The sequence below is a fragment of the Achromobacter sp. DH1f genome (genome assembly GCF_000633435.1).
Lineage (GTDB): Bacteria > Pseudomonadota > Gammaproteobacteria > Burkholderiales > Burkholderiaceae_B > Achromobacter > Achromobacter deleyi.
In genome coordinates this window covers 198754-216206 of sequence record NZ_AYMF01000010.1, presented here as the reverse complement: position 1 = coordinate 216206, position 17453 = coordinate 198754, and the positions used below count along the sequence as shown (strand labels likewise).

14 protein-coding genes are annotated in these 17453 nt (G+C 67.5%); 8 read left to right on the top strand and 6 right to left on the bottom strand.

From position 1 onward, the window contains the following. Positions 1-138: 138 nt before the first annotated feature. From U858_RS0108765 to U858_RS0108740, 6 genes are all read right to left on the bottom strand, one after another. Positions 139-1128, bottom strand: a complete 990-nt coding sequence (locus tag U858_RS0108765; RefSeq protein ID WP_025136796.1) for an ABC transporter ATP-binding protein — start codon at positions 1126-1128, stop codon at positions 139-141. After that, positions 1125-2126, bottom strand: a complete 1002-nt coding sequence (locus U858_RS0108760; protein WP_025136795.1) for an ABC transporter ATP-binding protein — start codon at positions 2124-2126, stop codon at positions 1125-1127. The genes U858_RS0108765 and U858_RS0108760 overlap by 4 nt, the downstream gene beginning before the upstream one ends. 8 nt (positions 2127-2134) lie before the next feature. Beyond that, positions 2135-3049, bottom strand: a complete 915-nt coding sequence (locus U858_RS0108755; protein WP_025136794.1) for an ABC transporter permease — start codon at positions 3047-3049, stop codon at positions 2135-2137. After that, positions 3049-4038 (bottom strand): ABC transporter permease, encoded by a 990-nt coding sequence (locus tag U858_RS0108750; protein ID WP_025136793.1) that lies wholly within the window; start codon positions 4036-4038, stop codon positions 3049-3051. The genes U858_RS0108755 and U858_RS0108750 overlap by 1 nt, the downstream gene beginning before the upstream one ends. A 63-nt stretch (positions 4039-4101) precedes the next feature. Continuing rightward, entirely contained in the window at positions 4102-5673 is a 1572-nt protein-coding gene (locus tag U858_RS0108745; RefSeq protein WP_025136792.1) for an ABC transporter substrate-binding protein, read from the bottom strand. Positions 5674-5862: 189 nt separating this feature from the next. After that, positions 5863-6354, bottom strand: a complete 492-nt coding sequence (locus tag U858_RS0108740) for a MarR family winged helix-turn-helix transcriptional regulator (RefSeq protein WP_025136791.1) — start codon at positions 6352-6354, stop codon at positions 5863-5865. Between the two features lie 370 nt (positions 6355-6724). On the opposite strand from U858_RS0108740, the gene U858_RS0108735 reads away from it, so the two are divergent. The 8 genes from U858_RS0108735 to U858_RS0108700 are packed head-to-tail and all read left to right on the top strand — an operon-like array spanning position 6725 to position 17408. Next, positions 6725-8953: an indolepyruvate ferredoxin oxidoreductase subunit alpha gene (locus U858_RS0108735; RefSeq protein WP_025136790.1), complete on the top strand. Its 2229-nt coding sequence runs from the start codon at positions 6725-6727 to the stop codon at positions 8951-8953. A gap of 11 nt (positions 8954-8964) precedes the next feature. Continuing rightward, on the top strand, positions 8965-10521 hold the full coding sequence (locus U858_RS0108730) for an indolepyruvate oxidoreductase subunit beta family protein (protein WP_025136789.1): 1557 nt from the start codon (positions 8965-8967) through the stop codon (positions 10519-10521). A gap of 24 nt (positions 10522-10545) precedes the next feature. Further along, the gene (locus tag U858_RS0108725) at positions 10546-11523 is read left to right on the top strand and encodes a PDR/VanB family oxidoreductase (protein WP_025136788.1); all 978 of its coding nucleotides are present in this window, start codon (positions 10546-10548) and stop codon (positions 11521-11523) included. A 26-nt stretch (positions 11524-11549) separates the two neighbouring features. Then, positions 11550-12869, top strand: a complete 1320-nt coding sequence (locus U858_RS0108720) for an aromatic ring-hydroxylating dioxygenase subunit alpha (RefSeq protein WP_025136787.1) — start codon at positions 11550-11552, stop codon at positions 12867-12869. Next, positions 12866-13357, top strand: a complete 492-nt coding sequence (locus tag U858_RS0108715; protein ID WP_025136786.1) for an aromatic-ring-hydroxylating dioxygenase subunit beta — start codon at positions 12866-12868, stop codon at positions 13355-13357. Before U858_RS0108720 ends, U858_RS0108715 begins: the two co-directional genes overlap by 4 nt. A gap of 9 nt (positions 13358-13366) precedes the next feature. Beyond that, a complete protein-coding gene (locus tag U858_RS0108710) occupies positions 13367-14998 on the top strand; it encodes an AMP-binding protein (protein WP_025136785.1) in 1632 nt (543 codons plus the stop codon). Continuing rightward, positions 14995-16170, top strand: a complete 1176-nt coding sequence (locus tag U858_RS0108705; RefSeq protein ID WP_025136784.1) for a thiolase family protein — start codon at positions 14995-14997, stop codon at positions 16168-16170. The genes U858_RS0108710 and U858_RS0108705 overlap by 4 nt, the downstream gene beginning before the upstream one ends. Further along, positions 16167-17408, top strand: a complete 1242-nt coding sequence (locus U858_RS0108700; RefSeq protein ID WP_025136783.1) for an SDR family NAD(P)-dependent oxidoreductase — start codon at positions 16167-16169, stop codon at positions 17406-17408. Before U858_RS0108705 ends, U858_RS0108700 begins: the two co-directional genes overlap by 4 nt. Positions 17409-17453 lie beyond the last annotated feature (45 nt).

Sequence of the window (17453 nt, the reverse complement as noted above, 5' to 3'; positions counted from 1 at the left end):
CCCCAAGAAACCCGAGGCAAGAACGCCAAGCAAACCCGTCGCCCCAGCAACGACGGCGAGCAATCAACGCGAGTCTGGCACGGCGTGGGGCGGGGTGCCAGACGTCTAAAGAACCCAAAAACGCCAAGAAAAAGAAGCCTAAATCCTCCCCTCCTGCACCGCATGACAAGCCACCACCGACACCCCCGCCAACACAGCAACAGGCGCCTCGGCCTTGCACCGCTCATCCGCATGTGGACAGCGGGGATGAAACGTACACCCTGAAGGCGGATTCAGCGGATTGGGCACTTCCCCCGCCACTGCCGTGCGCGGCTTGCCCGCCCCATTGATATCCGGAATCGCCTCCAGCAGCATCCGCGTATAAGGATGCCGAGGCCGCGCAAACAGCTCATCCCGGGGCGCGACTTCCACCATGCGCCCCAGATACATCACCCCCACCCGGTCCGCCACATGGTGCACCACCGCCAGGTTGTGCGAGATGAACAGATAGGTCAGCCCCAGCTCCCGCTGCAGGTCCTTCATCAGGTTGAGCACCTGCGCCTGCACCGACACGTCCAGCGCCGACGTCGGCTCGTCGCACACCAGGAACTCCGGATTCACCGCCAGCGCCCGCGCAATCGAAATGCGCTGGCGCTGCCCGCCTGAAAACTGATGCGGATAGCGGCCCTGGTCCGCCGGGTCCAGCCCCACCTGCTTGAGCAGATCCCCCACCCGCGCCGTCCGCTCCGCCGGCGTCATCGCCGTATGCGTCAGCATCGGCTCCGCAATGATCCGCCCCACCCGCCAACGCGGATTCAGGCTCGCATACGGATCCTGGAAAATCATCTGCAGCCGCTTGCGCAGCGCCCGGCCGCCCGGCTCCGACATCTTCGACAGCGGCTGGCCGTCGAAGCGGATATCGCCGCGCGTCAGGCCGTACAGGCCCACCAGCATCCGCGCCACCGTCGACTTGCCGCAGCCGGACTCGCCCACCAGCGCCAGCGTCTCGCCGCGCGCAATCTCGAACGACACGCCGTCCACCGCCCGCAGCATCACCCGCGGCTTGCCTGCCAGCTTGCGTTCCAGCCAGGGCGGCGACACATCGAACCAGCGCGCCGCGTCCTTCACTTCCACCAACGGCGCGCTCATGCTGCCACCTCCGATTGCTTGCCACTCGGGGCCGCGGCCCCCTCATGCAGCCAACAGGCTGCGCGCGACGTGCCGGCCGGCATCAGCTCGGGCCGGTCCAGGGCGCAACGCGGCAGGCGCTGCCCGCAGCGCGGGTTGAACGCACAGCCCGGTGGAATCGCATTCAGCCGCGGCATGCTGCCGTCGATCTGCACCAGCCTTTCCGCATGCCCTTCCAGCGACGGGATCGACCCCATCAGCCCCGCCGTATACGGGTGGCGCGGCTGGTGGATCACATCGGCCACCGGACCGATCTCGGCTACCCGGCCCGCGTACATCACCGCCACCCGGTCCGCCGTTTCCGCGATCACGCCCATGTCGTGCGTGATCAGCATCACCGCCGTGCCGTGCTCGCGGCACAGCCGCTTGAGCAGCTCGATGATCTGCGCCTGGATCGACACGTCCAGCGCCGTCGTCGGCTCGTCCGCCACCACCAGCTTCGGTTCGGCCGCCAGGGCCAGCGCAATCACCACGCGCTGGCGCATGCCGCCCGAGAACTGGTGCGGGTAATGGTCGATGCGCTCGCGCGCGGCGGGAATGCCCGTCGACGCCAGCAGTTCCACCGCCCGGTTGCGCGCCTGCGACCAGCTCAGGTCCAGGTGCGTCACGATGGTCTCGGCCAATTGCCGGCCCACCGTGTACAGCGGATTGAGCGAGGTCAGCGGGTCCTGGAACACCGCGCCGATCTCGCGGCCCCGCACCCGGCGCATCTGCTCGTCCGGCAGATTGTCGATGCGACGGCCCGCCAGCAGGATTTCGCCGGCGGCGATGCGGCCCGGCGGTTCCAGCAGGCCGATGATGGACGCGCCCGTCAGGGACTTGCCCGCGCCCGATTCCCCCACCACGCCCAGGACTTCGCCCGCCTGGATCGAAAAGGACACGTCGTCCAGGGCGCGCAGGGTGCCGCGGCGCGTCGGAAATTCGACGCGCAGATTGCGGACTTCAAGAAGTGCGCTCATGTAAGACCTCAATTCAGACGCGGGTTGAGCGCATCGCGCAGCCAGTCACCCAGCAGGTTGACCGACAGCACCAGCAGCACCAACGCGGCGCCCGGGAAGATGGTGATCCACCACTCTCCGGAAAACAGGAAATCGTTGCCGATGCGGATCAGCGTGCCCAGCGACGGCGCCGTCGGCGGCACCCCCACCCCCAGGAACGACAGCGTCGCCTCGGTGATGATCGCAGTGGCCAGGTGCACGGTCGCCAGCACCAGCACCGGCCCCAGCACATTGGGCAGCACATGGCGGAACATGATGACCGGCGAAGCCACCCCGATCACCCGCGCGGCCTGCACGTATTCGCGGTTCTTCTCCACCAGCGTCGACCCCCGCACCGTGCGGGCGTACTGCGGCCAGCCGGCAAGCGCGATGGCGCCGATCAGCACCGGGAACGCGATGATCTCGTGCAGCTCGCGCGGCACTGCCGCACGCGCCACGCCGTCGATCAGCAGCGCGATCAGGATCGCCGGGAACGACAGCTGCACGTCCGCGATCCGCATGATGAACGCATCGATGCGTCCGCCCGCGTAGCCAGAGATCAGCCCCAGCACGATGCCGATCAGCATCGACAGCAGCACCGACGCCAGGCCGATCAGCAGCGACACGCGAGTGCCGTACAGGATCGCCGAATACAGGTCGCGGCCCTGGCTGTCGGTGCCCAGCAGATAGGTCTGCTGGCCGTTGGCCTCCCAGGCCGGCGGCAGCAGCGCATCCAGCAGTTCCACCTTGGTCAGGTCGAACGGATTGTGCGGCGCGACCCAGCCGGCGCCGAACGAGCCGATCAGCAGCAAGGCCAGCAAGACGGTGGCCACGATGGCCACGGGCGCCCGGCGCCAGGCCCAGGCAATGTCGCTGTCCCACCAGCGTTTCATGACGGCGCGCATCAGTGGCCACCTCCGCCGCGGGTCAATCCCGAGCGCAAGCGCGGGTCCACGACAAAATACAGAAGATCGACGATCAGGTTGATCACCACGAACACCAGCGCGATCAGACACAGGTACGCGGCCATCACCGGCACGTCGGCGAATTGCACCGCCTGGATGAACAACAGGCCCATGCCCGGCCACTGGAACACCGTCTCGGTCACGATGGCGAAGGCGATGATGCCGCCCAGCTGCAGGCCGGTGATGGTGATGACCGGCACCATGGTGTTCTTCAGCGCATGGCCGAAGTGGATGGCGCGGCGCTTCAGGCCGCGGGCGCGGGCGAACTTGATGTAGTCCGACCGCAGCACCTCGAGCATTTCCGACCGCACCAGCCGCAGCACCAGGGTCATCTGGAACAGCGACAGCGTGATGGACGGCAGGATCAGGTGCTTCCAGCCCGTGGCGGTGAACAGGCCCGACGTCCACCAGCCCACGCTGACGGTATCGCCGCGGCCATAGCTGGGCAGCCAGCCCAGCTGCACCGAGAACACCAGGATCAGCAGGATGCCGATCAGGAAGGTCGGCAGCGACACCCCCAGCAGCGAGCCGGCCAACAGCAGCTGCGACAGCAGGCTGTTGCGCTTGAGCGCGGTATACACGCCCAGCGGCACGCCCACCACCAGCGCCAGCAACGCCGCCACCATGGACAGTTCCAGCGTGGCCGGCAGGCGCGATTTGAGCAGGGTGGAAACCGGTTCGCTCTGGCGCAGGGAGATGCCGAAATTACCCTGGGCGGCGTTGGCCACGAAGTGGCCGAATTGAACGATGGCGGGCTCGTTCAGGCCCAGGCGTTCACGCAGTTCGATGCGCTCGGCATCGGTGGCGTCCTGCCCCAGCATGATGGTGACAGGGTCGCCGACGTATTGAAAAAGCACAAAGGCCAGTAGCGCGACGGTGAGCATCACCGCTACGGCCTGCAACAGGCGACGCAGTATGAAAGCAAACATAGGCGGGAAAAGCAAAGACGGCGAAGCCCCTCAGCAGGGGCTTCGCTGTCTGGTTAGCCGGGATCAGTCGACCTTGACCCAATCGGCAACGAGGCGATTGTCGGCGCGGTGGATGACCGTGACGTTCTTGCGCATGGCCCAGGGAATGACCTGGTCGTGCAGCGCGATGTGGCCGAATTCCTTGGCGTGGACTTCCAGCACCTTCTGGATGTCCGCGTCGCGCTTGGCCGCGTCGGTTTCGGTCTTGATGCGATCGATGATCGCGTCCAGTTCCTTGTTGCTGTAGTTGCCCAGGTTGTACATGCCGTCCGCGCCTTCGCCCTTGGTGCGGATCAGGTTCTGCAGCGTGTACATGGCGTCGAACGTCGGCACGCCCCAGCCGAACAGGTAGGCGCTGGTGTCGGAATTCTGCACCTTGGGGAAGTAGGTCGAACGCGGCATGGCGTTCATCGTGGCCTTCACGCCCACCTTGGCCCACATGCCCACCACGGCCTGGCAGATCGCCTCGTCGTTGATGTAGCGGTTGTTGGGGCAGTCCAGCGTGAAGTTCAGGGTGCCGTCGTAGCCGGCGTCCTTGAGCAGCGCGCGGGACTTCTCGGGATCGTAGGGCACGCGCTTGTGCAGCGATTCGGTCCAGCCATGCACCTGCGGCGCGATCATGGTGCCGGTGGGCGCCGACAGGCCGCGCATCACGGCGCGCTTGATGGCGTCCACGTCGATGGCGCGGTACAGCGCCTCGCGCACGCGGATGTCCTGGAACGGATTCTTGCCCTTGATGTTCGAGTACTGCAGCTCGGGGCGCTTCTGATCCAGGCCCAGGTAGATGGTGCGGTATTCGTTGCCTTCGACCACCTTGGCCGACTGGCGCAGGCGGTCCAGGTCCTGCGCGGCCGGGTCCAGCACGAAATCGATCTCGCCCGACAGCAGCGCGGCGGTGCGGGTGGCGTTCTGCTTGATGGGCGTGAACACCACTTCGGTGACGTTGCCGACCTTGCCGGCCTTGTTCCACCAGTCCTTGTTTTCTTCGAACACCGTGCGCACGTCCACTTCGCGCGACTTCAGCTTGTAGGGGCCGGTGCCGTTGGTGTTGCGCGCGCCGAAGGTCTCTTCCTTGTTGACGAAGTCCTGCGGCTTGGCGATGTTGTTCTTTTCCGACCAGGCCTTGTTCATGATGAACACGTTGGGCAGCTGGCGCAGCAGGACCGGGTTGGGCGCCGAGGTCTCGATCTCGACCGTCAGGTCGTCGATCTTGCGCGCTTCCTTGATGCCGGTGGTGTAGGCCTTGTAGTTCGACGTGGGCGCCATGGCGCGATGCACCGAGAACACCACGTCGTCGGCGGTGAAGGCGGCGCCGTCATGGAACTTCACGCCGGGGCGCAGCTTGAAGCGATACAGCGTGGGCGAGACCTGCTCCCACTCGGTCGCCAGGCGCGGCACCACCTTGAAGTCCTTGTCGTAGTCCACCAGCGGTTCGTAGATGTAGCTGTTGGCGGCGATCGTCATGCCTTCGTTCTGCGAATGCGGATCAAAGGTGAGGATGTCGCCCTGGGCGGCCCAACGGAAGGATTTGGCCTGCCCGATCGAGGGCACGGCCACGGCGGCGGCGATCGCGATGGCAATCAAAGTGCGGCGCATAGGTGTCAACTCCTGACTGTAGTCTGAATACCGGCGCGATATTGCCTAGCCGCAAGACCCTCGTCAATTAAGGGTTTATGCGTACCGGAGCCGGTTTTCACAGGAGAAACACAATTAGGGACATATAAGGACATGACGAAAAAATCGCATATCCGCCCAAGTAAACAGTGTTCACCTGTCGGACAAGCCCTATTCGTCCGTGTCCAGCGGCAGGTCCAGCGGCACGTGTTCCGTCATCAGCACGCGCAGCATGTCGATCAGCAGCGCCGCCTTTTCTTCGCCGAAAGGCGCCAGCACCGCCTTCTGGTGCTGGGTGGCCTGCTCGCAGAGCGCCGCGATCAGGTTGCGGCCCTTGGTGGTGATGCCGACCCGCGTCTGGCGGCGGTCGGCGCGCACGCCGGTGCGCGCCACCAGCCCCTCGGTTTCCATGCGCTGCACCACTTTGCTCAGGGTCGGCTGCTTGGTGATGGCCAGCACCGCCAGGTCGCCGATGGTTTCGCCCGCGCTGCCTTCCAGGCTGGCCAGCACCCGCCATTCAGTGACCGACAGCCCGGCTGACTTCACCTGCTGATGGAATTCGGCCGAGATGCGCTGGCTGGCCTGCGCCAGCAGGTAGGCCAGGTAATCGTCGACGAACCGCGTGCCGGTCGCCAGGGTCCCGCTCTGCTTGTCCGACCGCATGTTGCTTTGCTCCCACGCACCAATATGGATAGGCGGCGTCATGCCGCAGGGCGCATTGCACCACGGCGGCGCGAAGGCGCGCCATGACGCGACGCAATGCTGTTGCGCAGCACAGGGTATACCCCGAATCGCAACCCGTTTTTGCACCATCAAAGCGCCTTTTTTCAGGCGCGGCGATAGAGAACAACCAGTATATACACCCTTGTTTTAGCGTGATATTTTTTTGATTCCATGAAATTTCATCTTTTTTGTTGACAGCTAAAACGTTGACTCCTAAAGTATTTTTCAGAGTGAAATTTCGTGACGTGGCCTTGCTGCGCAGCAGCAACGCTTGAGGACCCGCAAGCCGGTCCGCGTGGAGGAGTTCGAGATGGCTGAAAGGTCTTTCAAGAAAGAAGTCCAGCAGTTGCGTATCGGGGCCGGCGAAGAGTTTCGCGGCGAAGGCATCCTGGCCGTCACCAAGGCCTTGCTGCAGTCCGGCGTGGGCTACGTGGCCGGTTATCAAGGCTCGCCCATCTCGCACTTGATGGACGTGCTGGCCGACGCCAACGACATCCTGCAGGAACTGGGCGTGCACTTCGAGGCCAGCGCATCCGAAGCCACCGCCGCCGCCACGCTGGCCGCGTCCGTCATGTACCCCATCCGCGGCGCCGTCACCTGGAAGTCCACCGTGGGCACCAACGTCGCGTCCGACGCGCTGGCCAACCTGGCCTCGGGCGGCGTCACCGGCGGCGCGCTGGTGATCGTGGGCGAAGACTACGGCGAAGGGTCGTCCATCATGCAGGAACGCTCGCACGCGTTCGCCATGAAATCGCAGATCTGGCTGCTGGACCCCCGCCCCAACCTGGAAAGCATGGTCAAGGCGGTGGAAGACGGCTTCGCCCTGTCGGAAGCCAGCAAGACGCCGGTGATGCTGCAACTGCGCATCCGCGGCTGCCATGTGCACGGCCGCTTCATCGCCAAGGAAAACAAGCGCCCGGCGTTCTCGCTGGCCCAGGCCCTGGAAAGCCCGGCGCGCGACACCAGCCGCATCGTGCTGCCGCCCGCCTCGTTCCTGCACGAACAGGAAAAGATCAAGGAACGCTGGCCCGCCGCCATCCGGTATATCAAAGAGCACAAGCTCAACGAGCAGTTCGATGGCGACCAGGACGACATCGGCCTGATCCTGCAGGGCGGGCTGTACAACGGCGTGATCCGCGCCTTGCAGTTGCTGGGCCTGGCCGACAACTTCGGCAACAGCCGCATTCCGCTGTACGTCATGAACGTGGCCTACCCCGTCATCGAAGATGAGGTCATCGACTTCTGCCGCGGCAAGCGCTCGGTGCTGCTGCTGGAAGAAGGCCAGCCCGACTACCTGGAACAGAACCTGCACGCCGTGCTGCGCAAGGCGGGCATCGACACCCGCCTGTCCGGCAAGGACGTGCTGCCGATGGCGGGCGAATACACCACCCAGGTCATGCGCGACGGCCTGCGCGAATTCCTCAAGCGCGAACGGCCGCAATCGCTGCAGACGCATGCGGCGGTGGCCGTGGACCGCGAAGCCAGCGCCGCGCCGCAGCTCGAGATAACCGAGATCGCACGGCCCAAGCCGGCGCCGCGTCCGGCCGAGCAACCCATCACCTTCCACAAGCAGGTGGCCGACCTGGCCGCCGTGGTACCGCCGCGCCCAGCCGGCTTCTGTACCGGCTGTCCGGAGCGGCCGATCTTCTCGGCCCTGACCCTGGCCCAGGAAACGCTGGGCCAGCACCATATCTCGTGCGATATCGGCTGCCACCTGTTTTCGATCCTGCCGCCCTTCAACCTGGGCGCCACCACCATGGGCTACGGCCTGGGCGCGTCCAGCGCAGCGGCGTTCAACGTGCCCGCGGCCAAGCGGCCGATCTCGATCATGGGCGATGGCGGTTTCTGGCACAACGGCCTGGCGTCGGGCATCGGCAACGCGGTCTTCAACAAGTATGACGGCGTCATCGTCATCGTCGACAACTTCTATGCCTCGGCCACCGGCGGACAGGACATCCTGTCGTCGCGCGCCGACAACCCCGACCGGTCCACCAACAACCCCATCGACCAGGCCGTGCGCGGCGTGGGCGTGAAATGGGTGCGCACGCTGGACCGCACCTATGACGTGGCCAAGGTCCGCGCCACCATCGAAGAAGCACTGACCACCGACATCAAGGGCCCCAAGGTCATCATCGCCCAGTCGGAATGCATGCTGAACAAGCAGCGCCGCATCAAGCCGCTGTTCAACAAGGCGGCCAAGGAAGGCCGCCGCGTGGTCAAGGAACGCTTTGGCGTCGACCCTGACGTATGCACCGGCGACCACGCCTGTATCCGGCTGTCGGGCTGCCCGTCGCTGACGGTGAAGGACAGCGGCGACCCCTTGAAGGAAGACCCGGTGGCGCACGTGGAAAGCAGCTGCGTGGGCTGCGGCAACTGCGGCGAAGTCGCGCATGCCGCGGTGCTGTGCCCGTCCTTCTACCGCGCCGACATCGTGCACAACCCCAGCGGCCGCGACCGTTTCCTGGCGCGCGTGCGCCAGGGCGTGATCGGCTACCTGCAGCGCCGCCGCGCCGCGCGCCTGGCCAAATTCGCCCTGTGAGGACCCGCCCCATGAACCCGGTGGCATTGCAGCAAGGCACCCCCATCAAGATCGCTATCCTGGCCATGGGCGGCCAGGGCGGCGGCGTGCTTGCCGACTGGATCGTCGACATGGCCGAACACGCCGGCTGGTGGGCCCAGACCACGTCGGTGCCCGGCGTGGCCCAGCGCACCGGCGCCACCATCTATTACCTGGAACTGCTGCCCGAAGCCGATGTGGCGCGTGCCGGCCGTCCGCCCGCACTGGCGCTGATGCCCACCCCCGGCGACGTCGACCTGGTGGTCGCGGCCGAACTCATGGAAGGCGGCCGCGCGATCCAGCGCGGCCTGGTCACGCCCGACCGCAGCGTGCTGATCGCCTCGTCGCACCGCAGCTACGCGGTCAGCGAGAAGTCGGCGCCCGGCAACGGCATTGCCGATCCCAACAAGGTACTGGAAGCCGGCCGCGCCGCCGCCCGCCGTTTCCTGTGCTTTGACCTGCAGGACCTGGCCGACCGGGCCGGCAGCGTCATCAGCGCCAGCCTGTTCGGCGCGGTGGCCGGCAGCGGCGCCCTGCCGTTCTCGCGCGAAGACTATGAAGCCACCGTGCGCCGCGCTGGCGTCGGCGTGGATGCCAGCCTGCGCGCCTTCGCGCTGGGCTTTACGGCTGCCGACCAGGCGCCCGCGCAACCGGCCGCGATCGACCTGACCCGCCCCGTGCCGGTACTGCCCGAACGCGCCGCCAGCCCGCGCACGCAGGCGCTGCTGGACACCATTGCCCGCGATTTCCCGCCCTGTGCCCAGCCCATGCTGGTGGCCGGCGTGCGCCGCCAGATCGAGTTCCAGGACCTGGCCTACGCCCAGGATTACCTGGCGCGCATGCAAGCCCTCCGTGAACTGGACGCGCGCCACGGCGGCGAAGCCAGGCAATGGGCGCTGACCTGCGCCGCCGCGCGCTACCTGGCCACCGCCATGGCCTACGACGATGTGATCCGGGTGGCCGACCTGAAGACCCGCGGCTCGCGCTTCGAGCGCGTGCGCAGCGAAGTGGGCGCCAAGCCGGACCAGCTGGTCTACACCACCGAATTCATGCACCCGCGGCTGGAAGAGATCTGCGGCACGCTGCCCGCAGGCCTGGGCCGCTGGCTGGAGCAATCCAAGGGCTTTGGCGGCTTTGTCGAGCGGCGCCTGGGTAAGGGCCGCCGCATGCAGAGCGGCACGCTGGGCGGCTTCATGATGCTGTACCTGCTGGCCGGCATGCGGCGCTTTCGCCGCCGCACGCTGCGCCACCAGATCGAATCGGCCGCGCTGACGCAATGGCTGGACCTTGTGGCCAGCCTGGCGCCGCGCGACTACGACCTGGCCGTGGAAACGGTCAATTGCCGCCGCCTGGTCAAGGGCTACAGCGACACCCACGTGCGCGGCGGCGGCAAGTACCGCCAGCTGATCGCGGCCGCGGCCCAACTGGCGGGCCGGCCCGATGCCGCGGCGTCGCTGCGGTCGCTGCGCGAAGCCGCGCTGGCCGACGAGAAATGCGGCCCCATGGAACGCCAGCTGGCCGACGTACTGGCCCAGAAAATGGCCGCCTGATCCCAGAACCTAGAGACGAACGCCGTGCAAACCCTGAAACTCATCGTCCGCGAGATCCGCCAGGAATCGCCCCTGATCCGTTCGCTGCGCCTGGCGCGCGAAGACGGCGGCGCCCTGCCGGCCTTTGGCCCCGGCGCCCACCTGAAAGTGTCGGTGCCCGGCCTGCGCGAGGCACGCTGCTATTCACTGGTGCAGCTGGCGCCCGAGGCTGGCCGCTTTGCCGAGCCCGCCGAATACCGCCTGGGCGTGCGGCTGGAAGAAGCCAGCCAGGGCGGTTCGCGCCACATGCACGGCCTGGCGGTGGGCGACACGCTCACCGTCGAAGGCCCCAAGAACGACTTTCCGCTGCACGAATCGCCCGCGGGCGACGAACCGGTCGTGCTGATCGCCGGCGGCATCGGCATCACGCCGGTGGCCTCGATGGCGGCCGCGCTCAAGTCCGCCGGCCGCGCCTTCCGCCTGCACTACAGCGGCCGCAGCCGCGACCAGCTGGCGTTCCTGCCGGAACTGCAGGCCCTGGCCGGCGACGCGCTGGCGCTGCACGCCGACGATGAGCCGTCCTGCCGCTTCGATCTGCAAGCCCTGCTTGACGCTGCCAACCCGCGCCAGCACCTGTACGTCTGCGGCCCAAAGGGCCTGATCGACGCCGTCATCCAGGGCGCCCGCGCGCGCCACTGGCCCGACGCCCACATCCATTTCGAACTGTTCGCCAGCGCCGCGCCGCAGGCCGGCGACCAGCCGTTCGAGGTGGAACTGCGCCAGTCCGGCCGCGTGCTGACGATACCCGCCGACAAGACCATCGTCGACGTCATGGAAGAAGAAGGCTGCGATCCCATGTTTGACTGCAAGCGCGGCGAATGCGGCGTCTGCCAGGCCACCGTGCTGGAAGGCGAGCCCGACCACCGCGACTACTACCTGTCGGACACCGAGAAAGCCAGCGGCAAGATCATCCAGATCTGCATCTCGCGCGCCAAGTCGGCCCGCCTGGTGCTGGACCTGTAGAGCCGGTCCGCAGAAAGGAGACGAGCATGGCCAAATACCGCGACAATCCCGACGCCATCCGCGCCCTGCTGCGCGAGACCGAGGTACACAAGGACCTGTTCATCGACCAGGAACTGTTCGACCTGGAAATGGAACGCCTGTACGCCAACACCTGGGTCTACGTCGGCCACGACAGCCAGGTGCCCAACCCGGGCGACTACATCACCACCACCGTCGGCAACCAGCCGGTGGTGATGGTGCGCCACAGCGACCGCACGGTGCGCGTGCTGCACAACCGCTGCCCGCACAAGGGCACCATGGTGGCGGGCGACGCCTGCGGCAACACCGGCAAGTTCTTCCGCTGCCCCTATCACGCCTGGACCTTCAAGACCGATGGCAGCCTGCTGTCGATCCCGTTGAAAAAAGGCTACGAGAACACCGGCCTGGAACAGTGCGAAGCCAGCCAGGGCATGGCGGCCGTGAAAGACGTGCGCAACCACCGCGGCTTCGTCTTCTGCCGCCTGAACCCCGAGGGCCAGTCGTTCGAGGACTTCTTCGGCGACGCGCTGTCGACCCTGGACAACATGGTCGACCGCTCGCCCGAAGGCCGCCTGGAAGTGGCTGGCGGCGTGCTGCGCTACATGCACCGCTGCAACTGGAAGATGCTGGTCGACAACCAGACGGACACCTGCCACCCCATGGTGGCGCACGAGTCGTCGGCCGGCACGGCCGTCAAGGTCTGGGAACAGGCCCCGGCCGGCACGCCCAAGCCCATGGCGGTGGAATTGTTCGCGCCGTTCATCTCGCCCTATGAGTTCTTTGAAAACATGGGCATCCGCGTCTGGGAAAACGGCCACGGCCACACGGGCGTGTCGGATTCGATCCACGCGGCGTATTCCGGCATTCCGGGCTACTGGGAATCCATGGTGGCCGCCTACGGCGAAGAGCGCGCACACCAGATCCTGGGCGACGTGCGCCACAACACGGTGTATTTCCCCAACATCATGGTCAAGGGCCCGATCCAGACGCTGCGCGTGTTCAAGCCGATCGCCGCCGACCGCACGCTGGTGGAGTCCTGGACCTTCCGCCTGGTCGGCGCGCCCGACCTGCTGCTGGAACGCACCCTCATGTACAACCGGCTGATCAATGCGCCCACGTCGGTAGTCGGCCACGACGACCTGGAAATGTACGAACGCGCGCAGGACGGCCTGCAATCGCGGGCCCGCGACTGGGTCAACATCGGCCGCCTGTACACCCCCGACGAGGCCGGGCGCAAGAACGTCACCACCAACGGCACCAACGAATGGCAGATGCGCAACCAGTACCGCGCCTGGGGCCGCTACATGACGCAGACGGAGGCAGCATGAGTTTTTCCGAACGCGACCTGATCGATTTCGTCTACGCCGAAGCGCGCCTGCTCGATGACCTGCGCTTCGAGGACTGGCTGGACCTGTATGCCGAAGACGGCTACTACTGGATGCCGCTGGCCCACGGCCAGACCGACGCCAGGCTGCACGCCTCGCTGATGTACGAAGACAAGCTGCTGCTGCGCGTGCGGGTCGAGCGCCTGGCCGGCCAGCGCACCTTTTCGCAGCAGCCCAAGAGCCGCTGCCACCACTTGCTGCAGGCGCCCACGATCGAACGCGACCATCCGGAATCCGCCCCCGCCGAAGGCCGACACGTGCTGCGCACCGCGTTCCACTATGTCGAGACGCGCCAGGACGCGCAGACGCTGTACGCCGGCTGGGCCACCCACCACCTGGTGGAACAGGACGGCGCGCTGCGCATCCGGTTAAAACGCGTTGACCTGGTCAATTGCGATGCCGCCTTCGGCAACATCCAACTGTTCATGTAGGAGCGGCTTGTGAGCACCACCGTCCATCAGGCCTTTCGCGACACCGCGGCCCGCCACGGCGCCAGGCCCTTCCTGTGCATCCTGCCGGAAACGGCCGAGGCCTACGGCATCGGCGCCGGCGAGCTGGGCTATGCGCAGGCCGCCAGCGCCATCGAGACGCTGCGCGCCGCCTACGCCCAGGCCGGCTACGGCCACGGCCACCGCGCCGGCCTGCTGCTGGAAAACCGCCCGGCCTTCTTCCTGCACTGGTTCGCGCTGAACGCGCTGGGCGTGTCGGTGGTGCCCATCAACCCCGACCTGCGCGCGGCCGAACTCGAATACCTGACCGGCCATTCCGAGATCGCGCTGGCGGTGGCCCTGCCCGACCGCCATGCCGACCTGCTGGCCGCGGCCGAACGCGCCGGTCGTCCCTTGCGGGTGATGGCGCCGGACGACGCACCACCCGCCGCGCCGTTTGCCGCACCGCTGGCCGGCGCACCCGGCGAACTGACCGAATGCGCGCTGCTGTACACGTCCGGCACCACCGGCCGGCCCAAGGGCTGCATCCTGCCCAACCGGTATTTCCTGCATGCGGGCGGCTGGTACGCGCGCATCGGCGGCCTGGCCGAGCTGCGGCCCGGCGAAGAACGCATGCTGACGCCGCTGCCGCTGGTGCACATGAACGCCATGGCTTATTCCGCCATGGCGATGGTGCTGACCGGCGGCTGCCTGATTCCGCTGGACCGCTTCCACCCCAAGACCTGGTGGGACAGCGTGCGCGATTCCGGCGCTACCGTGCTGCACTACCTGGGCGTGATGCCGGCCATCCTGATGAAGGCCGAGCCGTCTGCGCAAGACCGCCAGCCCGCCATCCGCTTCGGCTTCGGCGCAGGCGTGGACCGCAAGCTGCAGCAGCCGTTCGAAGCGCGCTTCGGCTTTCCGCTGCTGGAAGCCTGGGCCATGACCGAGACCGGCGCGGGCGCCGTCATCATCGCCAACCAGGAACCGCGCCATATCGGTGAAAGCTGCTTCGGCGCGGAAGAAGACGATGTGCAGGTGCGCATCGTGGCCGACCACGGCGGCGAAGCGGCGGCCGGCGAACCCGGCGAGCTGCTGGTGCGCCACGCCGGCAGCGACCCGCGCTACGGCTTTTTCGCCGGTTACCTGAAAGACGCGGACGCCACCGACCAGGCCTGGGAAGGCGGCTGGTTCCATACCGGCGACATCGTGCGCCGCGAGGCCGACGGTGCGCTGCGCTTTGTCGATCGCAAGAAGAACGTGATCCGCCGCAGCGGCGAGAACATCTCGGCCGTGGAAGTGGAAAGCGTGCTGCTGCAGCACCCGCTGGTCAAGGCCGTGGCGGTGGCCGCGGTGCCCGACCCGGTGCGTGGCGACGAGGTGCTGGCCTGCGTGGTGGCGGAAACGGCTCCCGCCGACGCTGCCGCCCGGGCCGACGCCGCGCGCGGCATCGTGCAATGGAGCCTGCAGCAACTGGCCTACTACAAGGCGCCCGGCTATGTCGCGTTTGTCGACAGCCTGCCGCTCACCACCACCAACAAGATCCAGCGCGGCGAGATGAAGACGCTGGCGCCGACGCTGCCGGGCACCGCCTGCTGCGTGGACACCACCGCCATGAAAAAGCGCCAGGAGCCCGCCCGATGACCGCGCCGCGCGCCCGCTACGACGGCGTGGTGGCGGCCCTGCCCGTCAGCATTCCGTACGAGCGTTATTCCACGCTGGCTGCGCACGGCTGGCTGGGCCGGGCGCTGGCCGCGCTGATCCGCCAGGCCGGCATTGCCAAGACCGACGTCGACGGCCTGTGCGTGTCCAGCTTCACGCTGGCGCCGGACACCGCCGTGGGCCTGGTGCAGCACCTGGGCATGAGCCCGCGCTGGCTCGACCACCTTCCCATGGGCGGCGCCAGCGGCGTGGCCGCGTTGCGCCGCGCCGCCCGCGCGGTGCAGGCCGGCGACGCCAGCATCATCGCCTGCATCGCGGGCGACACCAACCAGGTGGACTCGTTCCGCAATACCGTCAGCCAGTTCTCGCGCTTCGCCCAGGACGCCGTCTACCCGTATGGCGCGGGCGGCCCCAACGCCAGCTTCGCGCTGCTGACGGCGCACTACATGCGCGCCACCGGCGCCACCCGCGAAGACTTCGGCAAGGTCTGCGTGGCCCAGCGCGACAACGCCCTGCGCTACCCCCACGCCCTGATGAAAAAGCCGCTGACGCTGGCCCAATACCTGGACGCCCGCGTCATCGCCGACCCGATCCACCTGTTCGACTGCGTCATGCCCTGCGCGGGTGCCGACGGTTTCCTGGTGATGACCGAGGCCCGCGCCAAGGCGCTGGGCCTGCCCTACGCCCGCATCCTGTCCACCATCGAACGCCACAACGCCTGGATCGAAGACCCGATCCAGACCCGCGGCGGCTGGACGATGGACATCGACGAGCTTTACGGCATGGCCAACGCCAGCCCGGCCGACATGGATTTCCTGCAGGCCTACGACGACTACCCCGTCATCAACCTGATGCAGATGGAAGACCTGGGCTTTTGCGCCAAGGGCGCGGCGCCCGAGTTCGTGCGCGCCAACACCTTCACGGTGGACGGCAGCCTGCCATTCAATACCAACGGCGGCCAGTTGTCGGTGGGCCAGGCTGGCGCGGCCGGCGGCTATCTGGGCATGGTCGAGGCCTTGCGCCAGCTGACCGGCACGGCCGGCGGCACGCAGGTCGCCGACGCGCGGCTGGGCCTGGTGAGCGGCTTTGGCATGATCAATTACGACCGCGGGCTGTGCACCGCCGCGGCCATCCTGGCCAGGAGCGACGCATGACCGAGCCGCTAGCCAAGCCGCCCCGCAAGAACCCGGTAGCGCGCACCCGCCAGCCGACCCTGCCGCCCGGCGCCCGCAGCCGCGCCGCGCTGGGCCTGACGGCCGCGGCCGCCGAGGGCCGCTTCGACCTGCAGACCTGCGCCGACTGCGGCGCGGTGCAGTACCCACCACGCGACGCCTGCGGCCATTGCCTGTCCGACCGCCTGCCATGGCGCCAGGCGGACCCGAACGGCGTGCTGCTGGTCAGCACGACCCTGCATCACAGCAACGACCTCTACTTCCGCGAGCGCCTGCCCTGGCGCGTGGGCACCGTGCGCATGGACGCCGGCCCCTCGGTCGTGGCCCACATCCACCAGGATTGCGCCGACGGCGCCCGCGTGCGGCTGGCGCTGAAGCTGGATCGCGCCGGCCAGGCCGTGATGATCGCCCTGCCCGAAAGGAATACGCCGAACATGGAAGACGACAAGACCCTGCGCGAAACCTCGTGCGATCCGAAGTTCCGCCGCGCGCTGATCACCGACGGCAAGTCGGCGGTGGGCCAGGCAGTGGCGCGCGCGCTGCTGGACGCCGGCAGCCCGACCGTGTTCCTGGGCGATCCGCAGGCCTGGCGCCAGGACGCCGGCTTCAATGCACTGGCGGCCGACCCGCGGGTGCAGGTGCTGGCGCTGGACGTGACCGACTCCGATTCCGTCGAACGCGCCGCGGCGTCCATCGGCGGCAAGGTCGAGATTCTGGTCAACACGGCCGACCTGGAACGCGAAGGCGGCCTGCTGGACCGGCGTGACGTGAACACCGCGCGCGATGCCATGGACGTGAACGTGCTGGGCCTGATGCGGCTGGCGCAAGGCTTCGGCCCGGCGCTGTGCGGCCGCGCGGCCGATGGCGTCAACAACGCGGCGGCCTGGGTCAATGTGCTGTCCATCTACGCCCACATGAACCTGCCCTCGCGCGGCATGTGGTCGGCGTCCAAGGCGGCCGCGCTGTCGCTGGCGCAGTGCCTGCGCGCCGAGATGCGGCCGGCGGGCGTGCGGGTGGTGAACGTGTTTCCGGGCCCGGTCGACCATGAATGGGAGCAGCGCACGCCGCCCCCGCGCGTGGCGCCCAAGGCCATCGCGAGCGCCATCGTGCGCGCGCTGCAGGACGGCGTCGAAGACGTGTATGTCGGCGACGTAGCGCAGGAATTCCGTGCACGGCTGGCGGAAAACCCCAAGGGACTGGAGCGGGAACTGGGCGCCTGACGGCCGGCCCACGCCCGACGACACGAAAACCAAAAGGAGCAACAG

Coding starts and splice junctions, on each gene's coding strand:
- U858_RS0108765 (WP_025136796.1), bottom strand. CDS start 1,128: ATGAGCGCGCCGTTGGTGGAAGTGAAGGACGCGGCGCGCTGGTTCGAT.
- U858_RS0108760 (WP_025136795.1), bottom strand. CDS start 2,126: ATGAGCGCACTTCTTGAAGTCCGCAATCTGCGCGTCGAATTTCCGACG.
- U858_RS0108755 (WP_025136794.1), bottom strand. CDS start 3,049: ATGCGCGCCGTCATGAAACGCTGGTGGGACAGCGACATTGCCTGGGCC.
- U858_RS0108750 (WP_025136793.1), bottom strand. CDS start 4,038: ATGTTTGCTTTCATACTGCGTCGCCTGTTGCAGGCCGTAGCGGTGATG.
- U858_RS0108745 (WP_025136792.1), bottom strand. CDS start 5,673: ATGCGCCGCACTTTGATTGCCATCGCGATCGCCGCCGCCGTGGCCGTG.
- U858_RS0108740 (WP_025136791.1), bottom strand. CDS start 6,354: ATGCGGTCGGACAAGCAGAGCGGGACCCTGGCGACCGGCACGCGGTTC.
- U858_RS0108735 (WP_025136790.1), top strand. CDS start 6,725: ATGGCTGAAAGGTCTTTCAAGAAAGAAGTCCAGCAGTTGCGTATCGGG.
- U858_RS0108730 (WP_025136789.1), top strand. CDS start 8,965: ATGAACCCGGTGGCATTGCAGCAAGGCACCCCCATCAAGATCGCTATC.
- U858_RS0108720 (WP_025136787.1), top strand. CDS start 11,550: ATGGCCAAATACCGCGACAATCCCGACGCCATCCGCGCCCTGCTGCGC.
- U858_RS0108715 (WP_025136786.1), top strand. CDS start 12,866: ATGAGTTTTTCCGAACGCGACCTGATCGATTTCGTCTACGCCGAAGCG.
- U858_RS0108705 (WP_025136784.1), top strand. CDS start 14,995: ATGACCGCGCCGCGCGCCCGCTACGACGGCGTGGTGGCGGCCCTGCCC.
- U858_RS0108700 (WP_025136783.1), top strand. CDS start 16,167: ATGACCGAGCCGCTAGCCAAGCCGCCCCGCAAGAACCCGGTAGCGCGC.